We start from the raw sequence: 15023 nt of genomic DNA, 5'->3' as shown, positions 1-15023 counted from the left end.
TCCGGCCCTGCCGGAGGTCATCGTGACCGAACTCACCGTGACGTCGGTCAGCCCTGCTTGCGGCAGATTCGACCCTGCACGCGTGGCGGCATCGTGGGAGCCGATCCAGTCCGGATCGCCATCCCCTGCCCCGCCATGAACATGCTCCCGCTGACCACCCTGCTCATCGCCGTTGTCGCGTCCGCCAGCGCATCGCCCGCGCGCGCCGCCGATACCCCTTCCACCGCCAGTGACTGCGTCCAGCTGGGCAGCGACCAGCAACTGGTGCGCGCCGGCGCCTCGCGCAACATCCTGCTGCGCAATGGCCAGGACCACTACGTCGTGCATTTCCAGGACGACTGTTCCGCTGCGGGCTACTCGCGGAAGTTGAGCTTTTCCACGGAAGGGCAGCAGGGCCTGCTGTGCACCGCCGGGCGCAGCCAGCTGCAGACCGACTCCAGCCGCTGCACCGTGGCGCAGATCGAGCCGATCGACGAGGCCACCTTCAAGAAGAAGACCCGCCAGCGCAGCCGCTGACCGCGCACATGACAAGGGCGGCCGGAGCCGCCCTTGTTGCCCGAGCTCACCGGGCCAGGCCCGGCGTCAGCTCACTCCACCGTGACCGGCAGCAGGCGTTCCGGTTCGGCCTGGGTCTCGACCACCAGCTCGTCGTCGCGGACATCGATGCTGACCTTGCCGCCGTTGACCAGCTTGCCGAACAGCAGCTCGTCGGCCAGCGGACGCTTGATCTTGTCCTGGATCACGCGGGCCATCGGGCGCGCACCCATCAGCGGGTCGAAGCCGTGGTGGGCCAGCCAGTCGCGCGCGGTCGGGGTGGCCGACAGGCTGACGTGCTTGTCCTGCAGCAGCATCTCCAGCTCGATCAGGAACTTGTCGACCACGCGCAGGATGTGCTCGAAGCCCAGCGCCTGGAACTGCACCACCGCATCGAGGCGGTTGCGGAATTCCGGGGTGAAGCTGCGGCGGATCGTCTCCATCGCGTCGGTGGCATGGTCCTGCTTGGTGAAGCCGATCGAGCGCCGCGAGGCCTGGGCCGCGCCGGCATTGGTGGTCATCACCAGCACCACGTTCTTGAAGTTGGCTTCGCGACCATTGGTATCGGTCAGCACGCCGCGGTCCATCACCTGCAACAGGATGTTGAAGATGTCCGGGTGCGCCTTTTCGATTTCGTCCAGCAGCAGCACGCAGTGCGGCGTCTTGACGATCTTCTCGGTCAGCAGGCCGCCCTGGTCGAAGCCAACGTAGCCCGGAGGGGCGCCGATCAGGCGACTGATCGAATGCGGCTCCATGTATTCGGACATGTCGAAGCGGACCAGCTCGATGCCCAGCTGCAGCGCCAGCTGCTTGGTCACCTCGGTCTTGCCGACACCGGTCGGACCGGCGAACAGGAAGTTGCCGATCGGCTTTTCCGGGTTGCCAAGGCCGGAGCGTGCCAGCTTGATCGCCGAGGACAGTGTCTCGATGGCCGGGTCCTGGCCGAAGATCACCATCTTCAGGTTGCGCTCCAGGTGCTGCAGCACATCCTTGTCGGTGGCGCTGACCTGCTTGGTGGGAATGCGCGCCATCTTGGCGACGATCGCCTCCACTTCCTCGACGTCGATCAGCTCCTTGCGCTGCCCTTCCGGCAGCAGGCGCTGACGGGCGCCGGCCTCGTCGATCACGTCGATGGCCTTGTCCGGCAGCAGGCGGTCGCCGATGTGCTTCACCGACAGGTCCACCGCCGCCTGCAGCGCCTCGTCGGAATAAGTCACGCCGTGGTGCAGTTCGTACTTGGACTTCAGCCCCTGCAGGATCTCGTAGGTCTCGCCGACGGTCGGCTCGACGATGTCGATCTTCTGGAAGCGGCGGGCCAGCGCCCGATCCTTCTCGAAGATGCCACGGTATTCCTGGAAGGTGGTCGAGCCGATGCAGCGCAGCTCACCGGAGGCCAGCGCCGGCTTGATCAGGTTGGACGCATCCATGGTGCCGCCCGAGGCCGAACCGGCACCGATGATGGTGTGGATCTCGTCGATGAACAGCACCGCATTGGGCACTTTCTTCAACGCGGTCAGCACGCTCTTCAGGCGCTTCTCGAAGTCGCCACGGTACTTGGTGCCAGCCACCAGGGCGCCCAGGTCGAGCGAATAGATCACCGCGTCGGCCAGCACCTCGGGCACCGAGCCCTCGACGATGCGGCGGGCCAGGCCCTCGGCAATCGCGGTCTTGCCCACGCCGGCCTCGCCCACGTACAGCGGGTTGTTCTTGCGGCGGCGGCACAGGACCTGGATGGTGCGCTCGATCTCGTCGGCACGCCCGACCAGCGGGTCGATGCGACCGGCCCGGGCCTGTTCGTTGAGGTTGCTGGCGAACTCGGCCAGGGCATCGCCCTTCGGCTCACCCTCCCCGCCTTCGATGCGGCCTTCGCCCTCGGAGGAGGAGGACGGCTGCTCGCCCTCCTCGCCCAGCTTGGCGATGCCATGGGACAGGTAATTGACCACGTCCAGCCGGGTGACGTCCTGCTGGTTGAGGTAATAGACGGCGTGTGAGTCCTTCTCGCCGAAGATGGCGACCAGCACATTGGCGCCGGTGACCTCCTTCTTGCCCGAGGACTGCACGTGGTACACGGCCCGCTGCAGCACGCGCTGGAAGCCCAGGGTGGGCTGGGTATCGCGGCCGTCATCTTCGGCCAGGCGGGACACGGAGGCCTCGATGGCCTGCTCCAGCTCCTGGCGCAGGCGGTCGGCGTCGGCGCCGCAAGCCTTCAGTACGGCCTGGGCGGACGGGTTGTCGAGCAGTGCCAACAGCAGGTGTTCGACCGTCATGAATTCATGCCGGGCCTCACGGGCGCGCTTGTAGCACTGGCCGATGGTGTGTTCGAGGTCTTTGCTGAACATGGATTACTCCGGCGGCAGATGGGGACAATATGCGGCCTGACTACGCGATTTCCATCACCCTAGCGGATTGCTGCGTTCAGATGGCGTTAGCAGTGCGAATTGCTTGATCTTCATTCACTCCAGGACAGCCCGCCCAGCATGAGCGAACCCTACCTGAGCCGCTGGCGATTGCGGCGTGATGGCGAGGCCATCGAAACACCGCGCGCCCGGCTCTGGCCGGTGCTGACCGCCGCCGGCGAACCGGCGATGCTGAAGGTCGGCGACGAACCCGAGGAACAGAACGCCCATCGGCTGCTGCGCTGGTGGGCTGGCGACGGCGCCGCCCGCCTGCTGGCCCACGAGGGACCAGCGATCCTGATCGAACGTGCCGGCGGCGACTCGCTGCGGAAACGTTCGATAGAGGGCGACGATGACGCCTGCACCACGATCCTGTGCCAGGTCCTGCTGCGGTTGCACCGGCCACGGAGTGCGCCGCCAGACGACCTGGTCTGCCTGCGTACATGGTTCGCCGACCTGCTGCAGCCAAGGGCGGCGCTGCCGCCACTGCTGGAACAGTGCAGATCACTGGCGGAGGGACTGCTGCAGGAGGAGTGCGAGATCCGGCCGCTGCACGGCGACCTGCACCACGACAATGTGCTCGATTTCGGCGCGCGCGGCTGGCTGGCGATCGACCCGAAGCGGCTGCTGGGCGACCGCGCGTTCGACTACACGACGATGTTCAGCAATCCGGACCTGTGCGGCCCCGGCATCCATGTGGCCACCCGGCCCGAGCGGTTTGCCGCCCGGCTGGAACAGGTAAGCGCACTGGCCGGCCTGGAGCGCACGCGCCTGCTGCGCTGGATCGCGGCCAGCATGGCGCTGTCGGCAGTGTGGTTCAGGGATGACGGCGACCCCGCCGACGTGGACGAGGCGGTGGCACGGATGGCGCTGGAGGCTCTGGCGGAGGGCTGATCCGTGCTTGGCAGGTGCCCACCTTGGGGGCACACCCATCCGGGAACAATGTGCCCGGACGAGAATCGGCAGCCGGTCAGGCCTTTTCCATCGTGCACAGCAGCGGGTGCTGGTTCATCCGCGAGTACTCGTTGACCTGGGCAACCTTGGTCTCGGCCACTTCACGGGTGAACACCCCGCAGACGCCGCGGCCGCGGGTGTGGACGTGCAACATCACCTGCGTGGCCTTGTCCAGGTCCATGCTGAAGAACTGCTGCAGCACGTCCACCACGAAATCCATCGGGGTGTAGTCGTCGTTGAGCAGCATCACCTGGTAGAACGGCGGCGGCGCCACTTCCGGGCGCGCGGGTTCCACGGCTACGCCGTGCTCGTGATGGGAATCGGGGGAAGACTCATGGGGCATCTGCCCATTATAGAGGCTCGGGCAAGCCTGCGTCGGCCCGACGCAGATTGGACGGCACGCGCGCCCACCGTCACAATTGCACCCTCTCTCAACACTGTTTCACAGGATCTTCATGAAAAGGACCCTTCTTCCCGCCCTGCTGATCGCTCTGGCCGCCGCCGGCTCCGCCGCCGCCGAGACCCAGGCCGACAAGTCCGTGGCCCGCCACCTGGACAAGCTGGGCTACACCTACGAAGTCGACGAGGATGGCGACTACCGCATGGTCTTCGACGTCGAGGGTGACCGCACCCAGATGGTCTACGTGCGCTCGGCGGTGGAAGACTTCGGCACCCACAACATCCGCGAGATCTGGGCGCCGGCCTACAGCGCCAAGACCAAGCAGTTCCCGGTCGCCGTGGCCAACCGCCTGCTGGAGGATTCGCAGGATGCCAAGATGGGCGGCTGGGTGAAGCAGGACACCACGGCCATGTTCGTGGTGAAGATCGACGCCGATGCCACCCCGGACCAGCTCAGCGACGCCATCGATGCGGCCATCCGCACCGCCGACGCGATGGAGCTGGAACTGACCAAGAAGGACGAGTTCTGAGTTGAACGCCACGCCGGACCCGCGCTGGGCACCGCACGCCACTGTCGCCACGGTGGTGATCGACGGCGGCCGCGTGTTGCTGGTCGAAGAGACCATCGACGGGCGCCGGGTGCTGAACCAGCCAGCCGGCCACCTCGAGCTGGGCGAAAGCCTGGCTGAGGCGGCCCTGCGCGAGACCCGGGAGGAAACCGGCTGGACGGTGCAGCTGACCCATTTCATCGGCTGCTACCAGTGGACCGCCGGCGACGGCACCGCCTTCCTGCGTTTCTGCTATGCGGCGCGCCCGGTCTCGCATGACCCGGCGCAGCCGCTGGACACCGGCATCGACCGCGCACTGTGGCTGACCCCGGCCGAGCTGCAGGCCGCCGGCGAGCGCCAGCGCAGCCCGCTGGTATGGCAGGTGGTGGCCGATTACCTGGGTGGCCAGCGCCATCCGCTTTCGCTGGTCCGGGAGGTCGCATGAGCACTCCGCGTGTAATGGTGGGCGTCTCCGGTGGCGTCGACTCTTCGGTCGCCGCCTGGCGCCTGGTGCAGCAGGGCGAGGCCGTGGCTGGCCTGTTCATGCAGAACTGGGCCGATGATGGCAGCGGCGACTGCCGCGCCGAAGACGACCGCCGCGATGCGGTGGCTGTCTGCGGGCTGCTCGGCATCCCGTTCCACTTCCGCGATTTTTCCAGCGAGTACTGGCAGGGTGTGTTCGAACACTTCCTGGCCGAGTACGCCGCCGGCCGCACGCCGAACCCGGACGTGCTGTGCAACCGCGAAGTGAAGTTCAAGCACTTCCTGGATGCCGCGCGCGAACTGGGCGCCGAGCGCATCGCCACCGGCCACTACGCGCGGGTGACCCAGCGCGGCGGCCAGTGGCTGCTGCTGCGCGGTGCCGACCGCTCCAAGGACCAGAGCTACTTCCTGCACCAGCTGGGCCAGGCGCAGCTGGCTGCCACCCTGTTCCCGATCGGCGACCTGGAAAAGAGCGACCTGCGCCGCATCGCGCGCGACGTCGGTCTACCGACCCATGCCAAGAAGGACTCCACCGGCATCTGCTTCATCGGCGAGCGCGACTTCCGCGAGTTCCTCGGCCGCTACCTGCCGGCCAAGCCCGGCCAGATCCTCGACCCGGCCGATGGCAGCGTCATCGCCGAGCATCCGGGGGTGTTCTATTTCACCCTGGGGCAGCGCGAAGGCCTGAACATCGGCGGCGTGCGCGGCCGCCCCGCTGCGCCGTGGTACGTGGTCGGCAAGGATGTGGCCAGCAACGTGCTGTACGTGGACCAGGACCGCGACAGCAAGTGGATGCTGTCCGACCGCCTGCGTTCGGAGACCGCGCACTGGGTTGCCGGTTCGCCCCCGGCTCGCCGTTTTGAGTGCACGGCACAGACCCGCTACCGCCAGCCCGATGAGCCGTGTGCAGTCGAGGTGCTGGATGATGGCAGCGTGCTGGTCACCTTCGCGTGCCCGCAGCGCGCCGTTACGCCCGGTCAATCACTGGTGCTGTATGACGGTGACGTGTGCCTGGGTGGCGCAGTGATCGCCGCCACCGATGCCCCGCTGGAACAGCGCCTGCGCACCACCCCTTCTCCTTTTGAGGTAATCGCTGCATGAGTTTCACTGTCGACGACCGCGTCCTGGCCCTGGCCGGCATTGCCCAGGCCCTGCAGCAGGTACGCCGTATCGCCGATACCGGCCATTCCGACGCCGCCGCCGTGCGCACTGCCGTGGACAGCGTATTCCGCGTTGACGCGTCCTCGCCGCAGGAGGTGTTCGGTGACCGCCATGCACTGAAGGCCGGCCTGCGCCTGCTGCACAACTACTTCCGCAGCCAGGGCCAGGACCCGATCCTGCCCAAGCTGGCCCTGTCGGTACTGCAGCTGGAGCGGCGCTTCGTGCAGGACGGCGCCACCGTGAACAAGGTCGCCTCGGGCATCGAGCGCGCCCAGCGCCAGGCCACCGAACTGGGCGACAGCGGTCACCCGGACGTGCTGGCCAACCTGGGCGGCCTGTACGCCGACACCATCAGCCACCTGAAGCCGCGGGTGATGGTCCAGGGCAACCCGCACTACCTGGGCCAGGCCGGCGTGGTCGCCGAGATCCGCGCCCTGCTGCTGGCTGCGGTGCGTTCGGCGGTGCTGTGGCGCCAGCTGGGGGGCAGCTACTGGGACTTCCTGTTCAGCCGCAAGGCGATGATCGAGGCTGTGGACCGGCAGCTGGCGTGAGCCCCATGGGGTCAGAGCCCCTTTCCCGTGGAAAAGGGATCCGACCCCGCCTGACCCCGAATCGCCCGGCAGCGCCGGAAAACCGGCGCATTCAGAATGCACTTCGAGGCACATCGACGTTAAAGAGAAAGGGGGTACGGCCGATACATCCTCCGTGCACCTCCCGAGAACGTCCATGTACTCACGCATTTTCATCCGTCTGGCCGCCCCCCTGGCTCTGACCCTGCTGCTCCCCTTCGCCATCGGTTTCGAATGGCCGGCCGCCCTGCGCTGGGCGATCCTGACCACGATGACGCTGAGCTGGCTCGGCTTTGCGTGGTGGACCACCCGCGCCCAGGCGCATCGTTCCCCGGAACATGCCCGTGTCCTGCGCGAGCAGGACCAGCTGCTGACCGAACTGCGCAACTTCGTCGGCAACGAGATCGACGGTTCGCGTGGCGAAGTGGAACGCGCCCGTGACCTGATCCGCCAGGCGGTTTCCAGCCTCGGCGGCAGCTTCGATGCGATGAACCGCAAGTCGCGCCAGCAGAGCCAGGCCCTGTCGCGCATCGTCGACCGCGCCGGTGATGAAGGCAATGCCGGCCTCGACGTTGCCCGTTTCGCCCAGCACGCCAGCCACCGCATGGAACAGCTGGTGGAAGCGCTGGAACAGGTGAGCGGCCAGAGCAGCACCACCGTGCAGCACATCGACCAGATGGCGCAACACCTGGACGGCATTTTCGCGCTGCTGGAAGACGTCAAGTCGATCGCCGACCAGACCAACCTGCTGGCACTGAACGCTGCCATCGAAGCTGCGCGTGCCGGTGAAGCCGGTCGTGGCTTCGCGGTGGTCGCCGACGAAGTGCGCAACCTGTCCGAACGCTCGACCACGTTCAACGAGCAGATCCGCAAGCTGGCGCACAGTTCCAAGGACGCCATCGCCAAGGTCCGCGAGACGGTTTCGCACATGGCCTCGCGTGACATGGACCGTTCCCGTGAAGCGCGCCAGGAAGCGGCCGCGATGCTCGACAACGTGGCCCAGATCAATGCCTCGCTGGGCGACGGCATGCGCGAAGTCTCCGAGTGCGCCCGTTCGATCGATGGCAGCGTGGCCGAGGCCGTGCGCGCCCTGCAGTTCGAAGACATCGCCACCCAGGCGCTGGGCGGCGTGCACACCCACCTGGATCGCCTGACCGCGATCAACCGCGAGGCGGTGGCCCTGCAGGAACTGCTGCACCGCAATGGCGGCGTGTTCGACGAAGAGATCGCCACCGCCCTGCAGCGCACCGGCAACCGCCTGCGCGAACTGCGCAGCGAATGGGAACGCCCGCCGCACAAGCCGGTTGCCCAGCAGAGCATGGGTGCTGGCACGGTCGAGCTGTTCTGATCCTGATGTCCGCTGCCGCTGCCGGCAGCGTGCGAGGCCCCGGTTCTGCCGGGGCCTTTGCGTGTGACCCGCCTTTGGATGCATCCTGCAAGCGCACCATGACCCTGATCCGCACCTTGCCCTCCTTTGCCGACACCGAGCGCCCGCGCAACGCGAGCGTGCGTGAGCAGCTGCAGCAGCTGGAAGAGGTGGCACGCGAGGAGATCCGCGAGCTGCAGCAACTGGCGGATGCGCGGCCTGGCCCGTCACGGGCGGATGAGGCGCTGCTGGGACTGGCGTGGGACCTGGGGCTGGATGGGGAAGCGTTGAAATAGATCCACGCCATGCGTGGATGGCCGCCGCGATATCTGCACCTCTGCTTTGCCTGTCGCCTTTTAGGATTTGTTGCATAGCCTGAGGAAGGGGACGAGGACACACTGCCCACTCCCCCTGTCTCCCTGGCCTCCGCATGACGTTCAATCTGGAAGAAGCCCGCGAGGCTTTTGAGCAATTCCTTGTGCTGATGGACGGCCAGATAGAATGGCTGGTCGCGCAGGCTCAAACGCATGGCATTGAACTGGATGGCAGCCCCGAAAGCCTCGACAGGCTGGAACGCCTCCATGACTTGATGGCAGCCACGCTGTCTGAGGACGAGCGGGACTCTCTGAGGGTCGTGTTCGCCCGATATCTAGGGGAGACCGTCAGGCTGGTATACGGTGGGAAGTGGGCCCTGCCACTTGATGACCCTAAGGACATCCACTTCAACAGGCCCGTCATCATGGGGCACTCACGCTCCCCCCTGTGTGAATTCAGTCCCATCCATGCGATTCGCGCCTACTCGCTTCGCCGCCGCCCGGGGCTGATCAGAAGCATCGTAGCCAGTAGCGTTGATTCGCAGATCCTGGACCTAAGCGATCTCGCCGAAGAAGGTTGACCCAAGTCGATCCCGAGAAACGCATGACCTGCTGCACGGACTCGCCCCCCGCGGGGCCGGCCACGGCCGCCCACGGCATGATTGCCCGGTCCCGTCCATGGGAGACCGATGGCCATCGTCCTGATCGCACTCCTGCTGTTGGAGACCGTCCTTTTGATGGCTTGGGTGGCCGGCTATTTCAGCCGGGGCATCACCCTGTTCAACGAACGCATCGCGGCGTCACCGGCCATGCAGGCCCGCCTCTCGCTGGGCAGCCTGGAACGTGACCTGCCGCAGGACAATTGGCTGCGACTGGCCTTCCATGCGCTGCCCGATGGCAGCATGGCGTTCCGCGAGAGCTTCGCGCCGAGCTTCGGCCTGCGCTACTTCCCGGTGACGCGCGGTCGCATCGTACTCAACGCGCGACGGCACGAGGTGCGGGTGATGGGCCTGTGCAGCTGGTTCGTGGCGATCCTGTCGCTGCTGCTGTTTCCGCTGGCGGCGGTGCGCCCGATGGTGGCGCCGATGCTGCTGGTACTGCCGCTGTTCCTGGCCAGCTATCTGGTCCAGAAGCGGCGCTATGCGGCCATCGTCGAGGCCCTGCGCATGCAGTTGAAGGCGGAGTTTCCCAGGTAGATCCACGCCCTGCGTGGATGATCGCGCGTGCGGGCATCCGTGCCGACCAACGGTCGGCACCCACCGGAGTCGGCACCCACCAGAGCTGGACTACACCAGCGTCGGGCTGTCAGCGCACCAGCACCGCTTCGCTGCTGGCGTCGGTGCGCACCGGTGCCGGGTGCTGCTGGCGCAGCCACTGTGCCAGGTCGCGCGGGCTGAGCGGCCGCGAGTACAGGTAGCCCTGGATTTCGTCGCAGCCCTGGCGGCGCAGCATGTCTTCTTCCTGGTGCGTTTCCACACCTTCGGCCACCACCTTCATGCCCAGCGCGTGGCCCAGGTGCACGATCGCCTGGGTGACTTCGGCCGTGCCCGAATCATGCAGCATGCCCTGCACGAAACTGCGGTCGATCTTCAGGCGCCCCACCGGGAAGCGGTTGAGGTAATTGAGGTTGGAGAAGCCAGTACCGAAGTCATCCACCGCGAGCGGTACGCCGTGCCGTTCCAGCACGTCGAAGCAATGGCGCAGGATGTCGGTGTCGCGGATCAGCGCCGACTCGGTCAGCTCCAACTCCAGCCGCTGCGGCGGCCAGCCGTGGGCATGGCAGATCTCGATCACCCGTTCGGCGAACCCGCGGTCGCGCAGCTGCACCGCCGATACATTGACCGCGATTCGGTCGAAATGTAGTCCAGCACGGTCCCAGGCGGTCGCCTGGCGGCAGGCTTCATTCAGCACCCAGTCGCCGATGCGCACGATTTCGCCGCATTTTTCGGCAATCGGGATGAACTCGGCCGGGCTGCAGTAGCCGATGCCGGGCCGATGCCAGCGCAGCAGCGCTTCAATCGCGGGCGGCTCGCCCTGGTGGGCGTGCAGCAACGGCTGGTAGGCCAGGCTGAATTCTTCGCGCTCGATCGCCCCGTGCAGGGCGTGCTCCAGCTCCAGCCTGCGCTGGATGCGGGCCAGCGCGTCCTGGCTGTAGTACTGGTAGGTGTTGCGCCCCGCTTCTTTGGCCGCGTACATCGCGGCGTCGGCGGCGCGCAGCAGTGAATCGAAGTCGGTCTGGGCATCACCCAGCATCGCGATGCCGACACTGGCGCCGACCTTCAAGGTGGTCTCGCCACGGCGCAGCGGCTCGGCCAGCGAGGCGATCAGCTTGCGGGCGACATGCCCCGCGTCTTCCGGCTCGGCCAGGTCACGCAGCACCACGATGAACTCGTCACCGCTGAAGCGGCCGAACAGGTCGTTGTTGCGCAGGTTCTGGTGCAGCCGCGTGGCGGCGGCCTTCAGCAGCGCATCGCCGGTGGCATGGCCGAAGCTGTCGTTGATGGTCTTGAAGCCGTCCAGGTCGATGAACAGCATCGCCAGCGAGGTGCCGCGGTCGCGCGCCTCCTCGATCGCCTCTGCGGTCTGCTCGCCGAGCAGCACGCGGTTGGGCAGGCCGGTCAGCAGGTCGTAGTGGGCCAGCAGCTCGATGCGCTCGTTGGCCTCGCGCTCGCGGGTGATGTCACGGAACAGCACCACGAAGCGCGGCGGCAGGCCATCGCGACGGTCCAGCTCGATCAGTACCTGCACCCACACGCGCAGGCCGGACTGGCGGTAGAAGCACAGGTCCAGCTGCTCGGGCAGTCCACCTGCGGCGATCCGGCCCAGCGCCGCCTCGAAGGCGAGGCGCGAATCCTCGGTGTACAGCGCCAGCGCTTGATCCAGCGTGATCGGTTCCTTGCGCAGGCCGTGGATGCGATAGCACTCCTCGGTCCACTGCATGTGCCGGGTCTGCACTTCGATCTCGCAGCCGCCGATGCGGCCCAGCGCGGAAACCCGGTTGAGCAGCTCGGTGCGCCAGCGGATCAACGCGTCGGTCTGATGCTGCTCGGTGATGTTCTGCACCTGGCCGAGCAGGCGCTTGGGCTGCCCGTCCATGTCCAGCAGCGGCTGCATCCACAGGCGCAGATGCTGCGAAGGTTCATGGCCGCGGGTCAGCTCCAGCTCGAGATTGGCGGCACGGCCGTCACGCCACAGGCGCCGCCATGCCGCGCGCAGCGCACCCCGGGAACGCGGGTGCAGCTGCTTCAGCCAGCGCCGCTGGCCGGGCACGGCGCCCTGCCCCAGCGCCAGCAGCGAGCGCAGTTCCGGCGACCACCAGAAGTGTCCGCTGTTGGGATCGAACGACCAGCTGCCCATGCTGGCGATGCGCTGGGCCTCGCTCAGGTGCAGCTGTTGTTCCTGCAGCAGCGATTCAAGCTGCTTCTGCTGCTCGATATCGGTATGTGTACCCACCATGCGCAATGGCTGGCCGTCGGCGGTGCGCGCGACCACGCGGCCGCGATCCAACACCCAGCGCCACTGCCCGTCGGCTTGGCGGAAGCGGAACTGAGCGCTGTACTGCTCGCTTCGCCCTCGCAGGTGCTCCTCCAGCGCGGCGCGCACCTGGGCGATGTCCTCGCCGTGCACGCGCGACAGCATTTCGGTGGCGGTCTCGTCGCCCAGCGCCGGCGTGCGCGCCACGCGGTCACTGGGGATGTCCCAGTCCCACAGGCTGTGCCCGGCGCTGTCCAGTGCCAGCTCCCAACGCCCGCCACCGTCGACCGGTACCGGCTCGGGAACGCTCAGGGTGAACGCCAGCAGATTGCCGGCGCCGTCGTGCACGGCGCGCAGATGGCCGTCGTAGTGCCCGCGCGGGCCACCTGGCAGCGTGCAGGCCACGATGCCGCCATCAGCGGCCAACAGGCGCAGATCTTCCAGCATCGGGGCATACGCAGCTACGGTAGCCGGCAGGCCATGCTCGCGCGCAGCGGGATTGGCCGCCAGCGGGCGGCCCGTGCGGTCGACGATGACCAGCGCCGACGCAAGCGGGTGCTGCAGCAGGCTGGCGATGATCCCTTGGTCCACGCGATCTTGCTCCGGATGACACGCCCGTCAGCGGGGCACGCAGTGGTTAACGGCGCCTGCGGCGGATAATTGAGTGGTCACGGCGCGCTGCGGGGTAAGATGACCGGCGCCCCTTTCACCCACCCCGTCCATGCCCGCAGAACCGACCGGCAACGCTCCAGTTCCCGACCCACGGATGGCGCAGGCGCTGAGCCGTGACCGACGGCGGGTAGTGCTGAGCTACCTGGTGATGGCACTTGCATGGATGATCGCCACCGACAGCGTGGTGCAGGCGCTGGTGCCCGATCCGCAGCAGGCGGCCCTGTGGCAGGGCCTGAAGGGTTCGTTCTTCGCCCTGGCCAGCGCGGGCCTGCTGTATCTGCTGCTGCGTCCGCTGGCCGAACACGTGCTGCACACCCATGCACGCCAGCAGGCCTCGGAGCTGCGCCTGCGGCAGATGTTCGAGGGCAACCCCGGCCCGATCCTCGTCTATGACCTGGACACGCTGGCGATCCTGGATGCCAACCCGGCCGCCTGCAGCACCTTCGGCTGGGACCGCGACGAGCTGCTGGAACAGACCATCGATGCCTTGTGGCCCCCGGGCCAGGACCAGGCGCTGCAGACCAAGCTGGAAGCAATACGCGAGGCGCCCGAGGAGCTGTGCATCCTGCGGGCGCAACTGCAGCTGCGCGACGGTTCGCTGCGGCAGATGGAACTGCGCTCCAACGCCATCAGCTACGACGGCCACAACGCCCGCCTGCTGATCGCCATCGATCGCACCGCCGAGGACCTGGCCCAGCTGCGCCGCGACCAGGCGCTGGCCCGGGTGGAGGAGGCCCATGAACTGGCCCGCATCGGCGCCTGGGAGCTGGACCCGTCCACCGGGCTGGGCCGCTATTCCAGCCAGGTCTATCGCCTGCTCGGCCGCCGCCCGCCCGAGGCCCGCCGCTGGCACCGCTTCGACGAGCTGCTGGTGCCGGCCGACCCGGCCACCGCCAGCCAGACCGAACAGCTGCTGGCCGAGCTGTGCTCCGGTGAGCCGGTGCAGGTGGACGTGCTGCTGCCGCTGCTGGCGATGGACGGCCGTGCGCTGATGGTGCATCTGCGCGCCGCCAGTGGGATCGATGAAGCGGGCCGCAGCCGCGTGCTGGGCACGCTGCAGGACGTGACCGAGCGGGAGCAGTCGCGGCGCCTTCTGCGCGAGCGCGAGGAACAGTTCCGCGAGCTGGTGCGGGTGCTGCCCGACGGCGTGGTGATCCTCTCCGACGAGCATGTGCTGTACGCCAACGCCTGGGCCGCTGGCCTGTTCGGCTACGGCAGCCACACCCTGCTTGGCGAGCCACTGTCGGCACTGGTCGCTGCCGCAGACCTGCCGCGGGTGCGCAGCCAGCTGCGCGCCGGCCAGCCGCACCTGGGTCCGGGCCACAGCAGCGTAGTGGCCATGCAGCGTGCCGACGGCCGCAGCTTCCATGCCGGCCTGGCGGTGGGCGAAGTCCGTTACGGCGGCCGCGACTGCAAGCTGCTGATCGTGCGCGACCTGAGCGATTCCGAACGCACCCGCAGCGCGCTGGAAACCAGCAACCGCGAGCTGCAGGCGATGGCTGGGCGGCTGTTCTCGCTGCAGGAGGATGAGCGTCGTGCGATCTCGCGCGACCTGCACGATGACATCGGCCAGGCCATCACCGCGATCAAGCTGTCGGCCTATGCAGCGCAGGACGAGGATGACCCGCTGCGCCGTGCCGAAGACCTGGCGCAGATCGTCAGCCTGGCCGACACCACCGTGGCCAAGTTGCGCGACATCTCCACCCTGCTGCGCCCGCCGCAGCTGGATGCACTGGGCCTGGAGGCGGCGCTGAGCTGGCAGGCGCGGGTGCTGTTCCGCTCCTCGCCGGTGGAGCTACTGGCCGAGATCGAGCCGCTGCCGCACCGCCCCGACAACAGCATTGAACAGGCCTGCTTCCGCATCGCCCAGGAAAGCCTCACCAATGCCCTGCGCCACGCGCGCGCCAGCCAGGTACTGCTGCAGCTGCGCGATGTCGGCCAACGCGGCCTGCACCTGCAGATCCGCGATGATGGCGAGGGCTTCGATCCGGATGGCCCGCGCGGCCTCGGCCTGATCGTGATGCGCGAGCGCGCACAGAGCGTCGGTGGCCACGTGCGGATTGAATCCGCGCATGGCGAAGGCACCCTGATCGACGTCCACCTCCCCTACCAGGCGGCCAGCATGGCCGCCGTCGATTCACCGGAATACTGAG

14 protein-coding genes are annotated in these 15023 nt (G+C 67.5%); 11 read left to right on the top strand and 3 right to left on the bottom strand.

Annotated features, from left to right (window positions below):
* Positions 1–135 precede the first annotated feature (135 nt).
* Complete coding sequence (locus B9Y82_RS08140; protein ID WP_100472227.1) at positions 136–516, top strand: hypothetical protein; 381 nt, start codon at positions 136–138, stop codon at positions 514–516.
* Between the two features lie 71 nt (positions 517–587).
* On the opposite strand, the gene clpA is transcribed toward B9Y82_RS08140, so the two are convergent.
* Positions 588–2873 (bottom strand): ATP-dependent Clp protease ATP-binding subunit ClpA, encoded by a 2286-nt coding sequence (clpA, locus tag B9Y82_RS08135; RefSeq protein ID WP_100472226.1) that lies wholly within the window; start codon positions 2871–2873, stop codon positions 588–590.
* A 138-nt stretch (positions 2874–3011) separates the two neighbouring features.
* Here clpA and B9Y82_RS08130 point away from each other — a divergent pair, with 138 nt between their 5' ends.
* Entirely contained in the window at positions 3012–3824 is an 813-nt protein-coding gene (locus B9Y82_RS08130; RefSeq protein WP_100472225.1) for an APH(6) family putative aminoglycoside O-phosphotransferase, read from the top strand.
* 76 nt (positions 3825–3900) lie between these two features.
* Here the strand turns inward: B9Y82_RS08130 and clpS are convergent, their stop codons facing one another.
* Positions 3901–4227, bottom strand: a complete 327-nt coding sequence (gene clpS, locus B9Y82_RS08125; protein ID WP_006444529.1) for an ATP-dependent Clp protease adapter ClpS — start codon at positions 4225–4227, stop codon at positions 3901–3903.
* A 112-nt stretch (positions 4228–4339) separates the two neighbouring features.
* On the opposite strand from clpS, the gene B9Y82_RS08120 reads away from it, so the two are divergent.
* The 8 genes from B9Y82_RS08120 (at position 4340) to B9Y82_RS08085 (ending at position 9920) form a co-directional block, all read left to right on the top strand.
* The gene (locus tag B9Y82_RS08120) at positions 4340–4813 is read left to right on the top strand and encodes a YbjN domain-containing protein (protein WP_100472224.1); all 474 of its coding nucleotides are present in this window, start codon (positions 4340–4342) and stop codon (positions 4811–4813) included.
* A gap of 1 nt (position 4814) precedes the next feature.
* Positions 4815–5276 (top strand): NUDIX hydrolase, encoded by a 462-nt coding sequence (locus B9Y82_RS08115; RefSeq protein WP_100472223.1) that lies wholly within the window; start codon positions 4815–4817, stop codon positions 5274–5276.
* Positions 5273–6415, top strand: a complete 1143-nt coding sequence (gene mnmA / locus B9Y82_RS08110) for a tRNA 2-thiouridine(34) synthase MnmA (RefSeq protein ID WP_100472222.1) — start codon at positions 5273–5275, stop codon at positions 6413–6415. Before B9Y82_RS08115 ends, mnmA begins: the two co-directional genes overlap by 4 nt.
* Positions 6412–7026: a high frequency lysogenization protein HflD gene (hflD, locus tag B9Y82_RS08105; RefSeq protein WP_010485865.1), complete on the top strand. Its 615-nt coding sequence runs from the start codon at positions 6412–6414 to the stop codon at positions 7024–7026. Before mnmA ends, hflD begins: the two co-directional genes overlap by 4 nt.
* A gap of 175 nt (positions 7027–7201) precedes the next feature.
* Positions 7202–8392 (top strand): methyl-accepting chemotaxis protein, encoded by a 1191-nt coding sequence (locus B9Y82_RS08100; RefSeq protein WP_049421939.1) that lies wholly within the window; start codon positions 7202–7204, stop codon positions 8390–8392.
* 98 nt (positions 8393–8490) lie between these two features.
* Positions 8491–8706 (top strand): hypothetical protein, encoded by a 216-nt coding sequence (locus B9Y82_RS08095; protein WP_100472221.1) that lies wholly within the window; start codon positions 8491–8493, stop codon positions 8704–8706.
* 134 nt (positions 8707–8840) lie between these two features.
* Positions 8841–9305, top strand: coding sequence for a hypothetical protein (locus B9Y82_RS08090; RefSeq protein ID WP_100472220.1), 465 nt, complete (start codon positions 8841–8843; stop codon positions 9303–9305).
* A 108-nt stretch (positions 9306–9413) separates the two neighbouring features.
* Positions 9414–9920, top strand: coding sequence for a hypothetical protein (locus B9Y82_RS08085; protein ID WP_100472219.1), 507 nt, complete (start codon positions 9414–9416; stop codon positions 9918–9920).
* 109 nt (positions 9921–10029) lie between these two features.
* Here B9Y82_RS08085 and B9Y82_RS08080 read toward each other — a convergent pair whose 3' ends face one another.
* Positions 10030–12789: a bifunctional diguanylate cyclase/phosphodiesterase gene (locus tag B9Y82_RS08080; RefSeq protein WP_100472218.1), complete on the bottom strand. Its 2760-nt coding sequence runs from the start codon at positions 12787–12789 to the stop codon at positions 10030–10032.
* Between the two features lie 130 nt (positions 12790–12919).
* Here B9Y82_RS08080 and B9Y82_RS08075 point away from each other — a divergent pair, with 130 nt between their 5' ends.
* A complete protein-coding gene (locus B9Y82_RS08075) occupies positions 12920–15022 on the top strand; it encodes a PAS domain-containing sensor histidine kinase (RefSeq protein WP_100472217.1) in 2103 nt (700 codons plus the stop codon).
* Position 15023: the final 1 nt, after the last annotated feature.

This window comes from Stenotrophomonas maltophilia, assembly GCF_002799155.1.
GTDB lineage: Bacteria > Pseudomonadota > Gammaproteobacteria > Xanthomonadales > Xanthomonadaceae > Stenotrophomonas > Stenotrophomonas maltophilia_R.
The sequence above is the reverse complement of the archived record's forward strand: the minus strand, read 5'-3'. Positions and strand labels throughout refer to the sequence as shown.

Excerpts from the sequence above, each read along its gene's own strand:
- B9Y82_RS08140 (WP_100472227.1), top strand. The coding sequence starts at position 136 with ATGAACATGCTCCCGCTGACCACCCTGCTCATCGCCGTTGTCGCGTCC.
- clpA (WP_100472226.1), bottom strand. The coding sequence starts at position 2,873 with ATGTTCAGCAAAGACCTCGAACACACCATCGGCCAGTGCTACAAGCGC.
- B9Y82_RS08130 (WP_100472225.1), top strand. The coding sequence starts at position 3,012 with ATGAGCGAACCCTACCTGAGCCGCTGGCGATTGCGGCGTGATGGCGAG.
- clpS (WP_006444529.1), bottom strand. The coding sequence starts at position 4,227 with ATGCCCCATGAGTCTTCCCCCGATTCCCATCACGAGCACGGCGTAGCC.
- B9Y82_RS08120 (WP_100472224.1), top strand. The coding sequence starts at position 4,340 with ATGAAAAGGACCCTTCTTCCCGCCCTGCTGATCGCTCTGGCCGCCGCC.
- mnmA (WP_100472222.1), top strand. The coding sequence starts at position 5,273 with ATGAGCACTCCGCGTGTAATGGTGGGCGTCTCCGGTGGCGTCGACTCT.
- hflD (WP_010485865.1), top strand. The coding sequence starts at position 6,412 with ATGAGTTTCACTGTCGACGACCGCGTCCTGGCCCTGGCCGGCATTGCC.
- B9Y82_RS08100 (WP_049421939.1), top strand. The coding sequence starts at position 7,202 with ATGTACTCACGCATTTTCATCCGTCTGGCCGCCCCCCTGGCTCTGACC.
- B9Y82_RS08095 (WP_100472221.1), top strand. The coding sequence starts at position 8,491 with ATGACCCTGATCCGCACCTTGCCCTCCTTTGCCGACACCGAGCGCCCG.
- B9Y82_RS08090 (WP_100472220.1), top strand. The coding sequence starts at position 8,841 with ATGACGTTCAATCTGGAAGAAGCCCGCGAGGCTTTTGAGCAATTCCTT.
- B9Y82_RS08085 (WP_100472219.1), top strand. The coding sequence starts at position 9,414 with ATGGCCATCGTCCTGATCGCACTCCTGCTGTTGGAGACCGTCCTTTTG.
- B9Y82_RS08075 (WP_100472217.1), top strand. The coding sequence starts at position 12,920 with ATGCCCGCAGAACCGACCGGCAACGCTCCAGTTCCCGACCCACGGATG.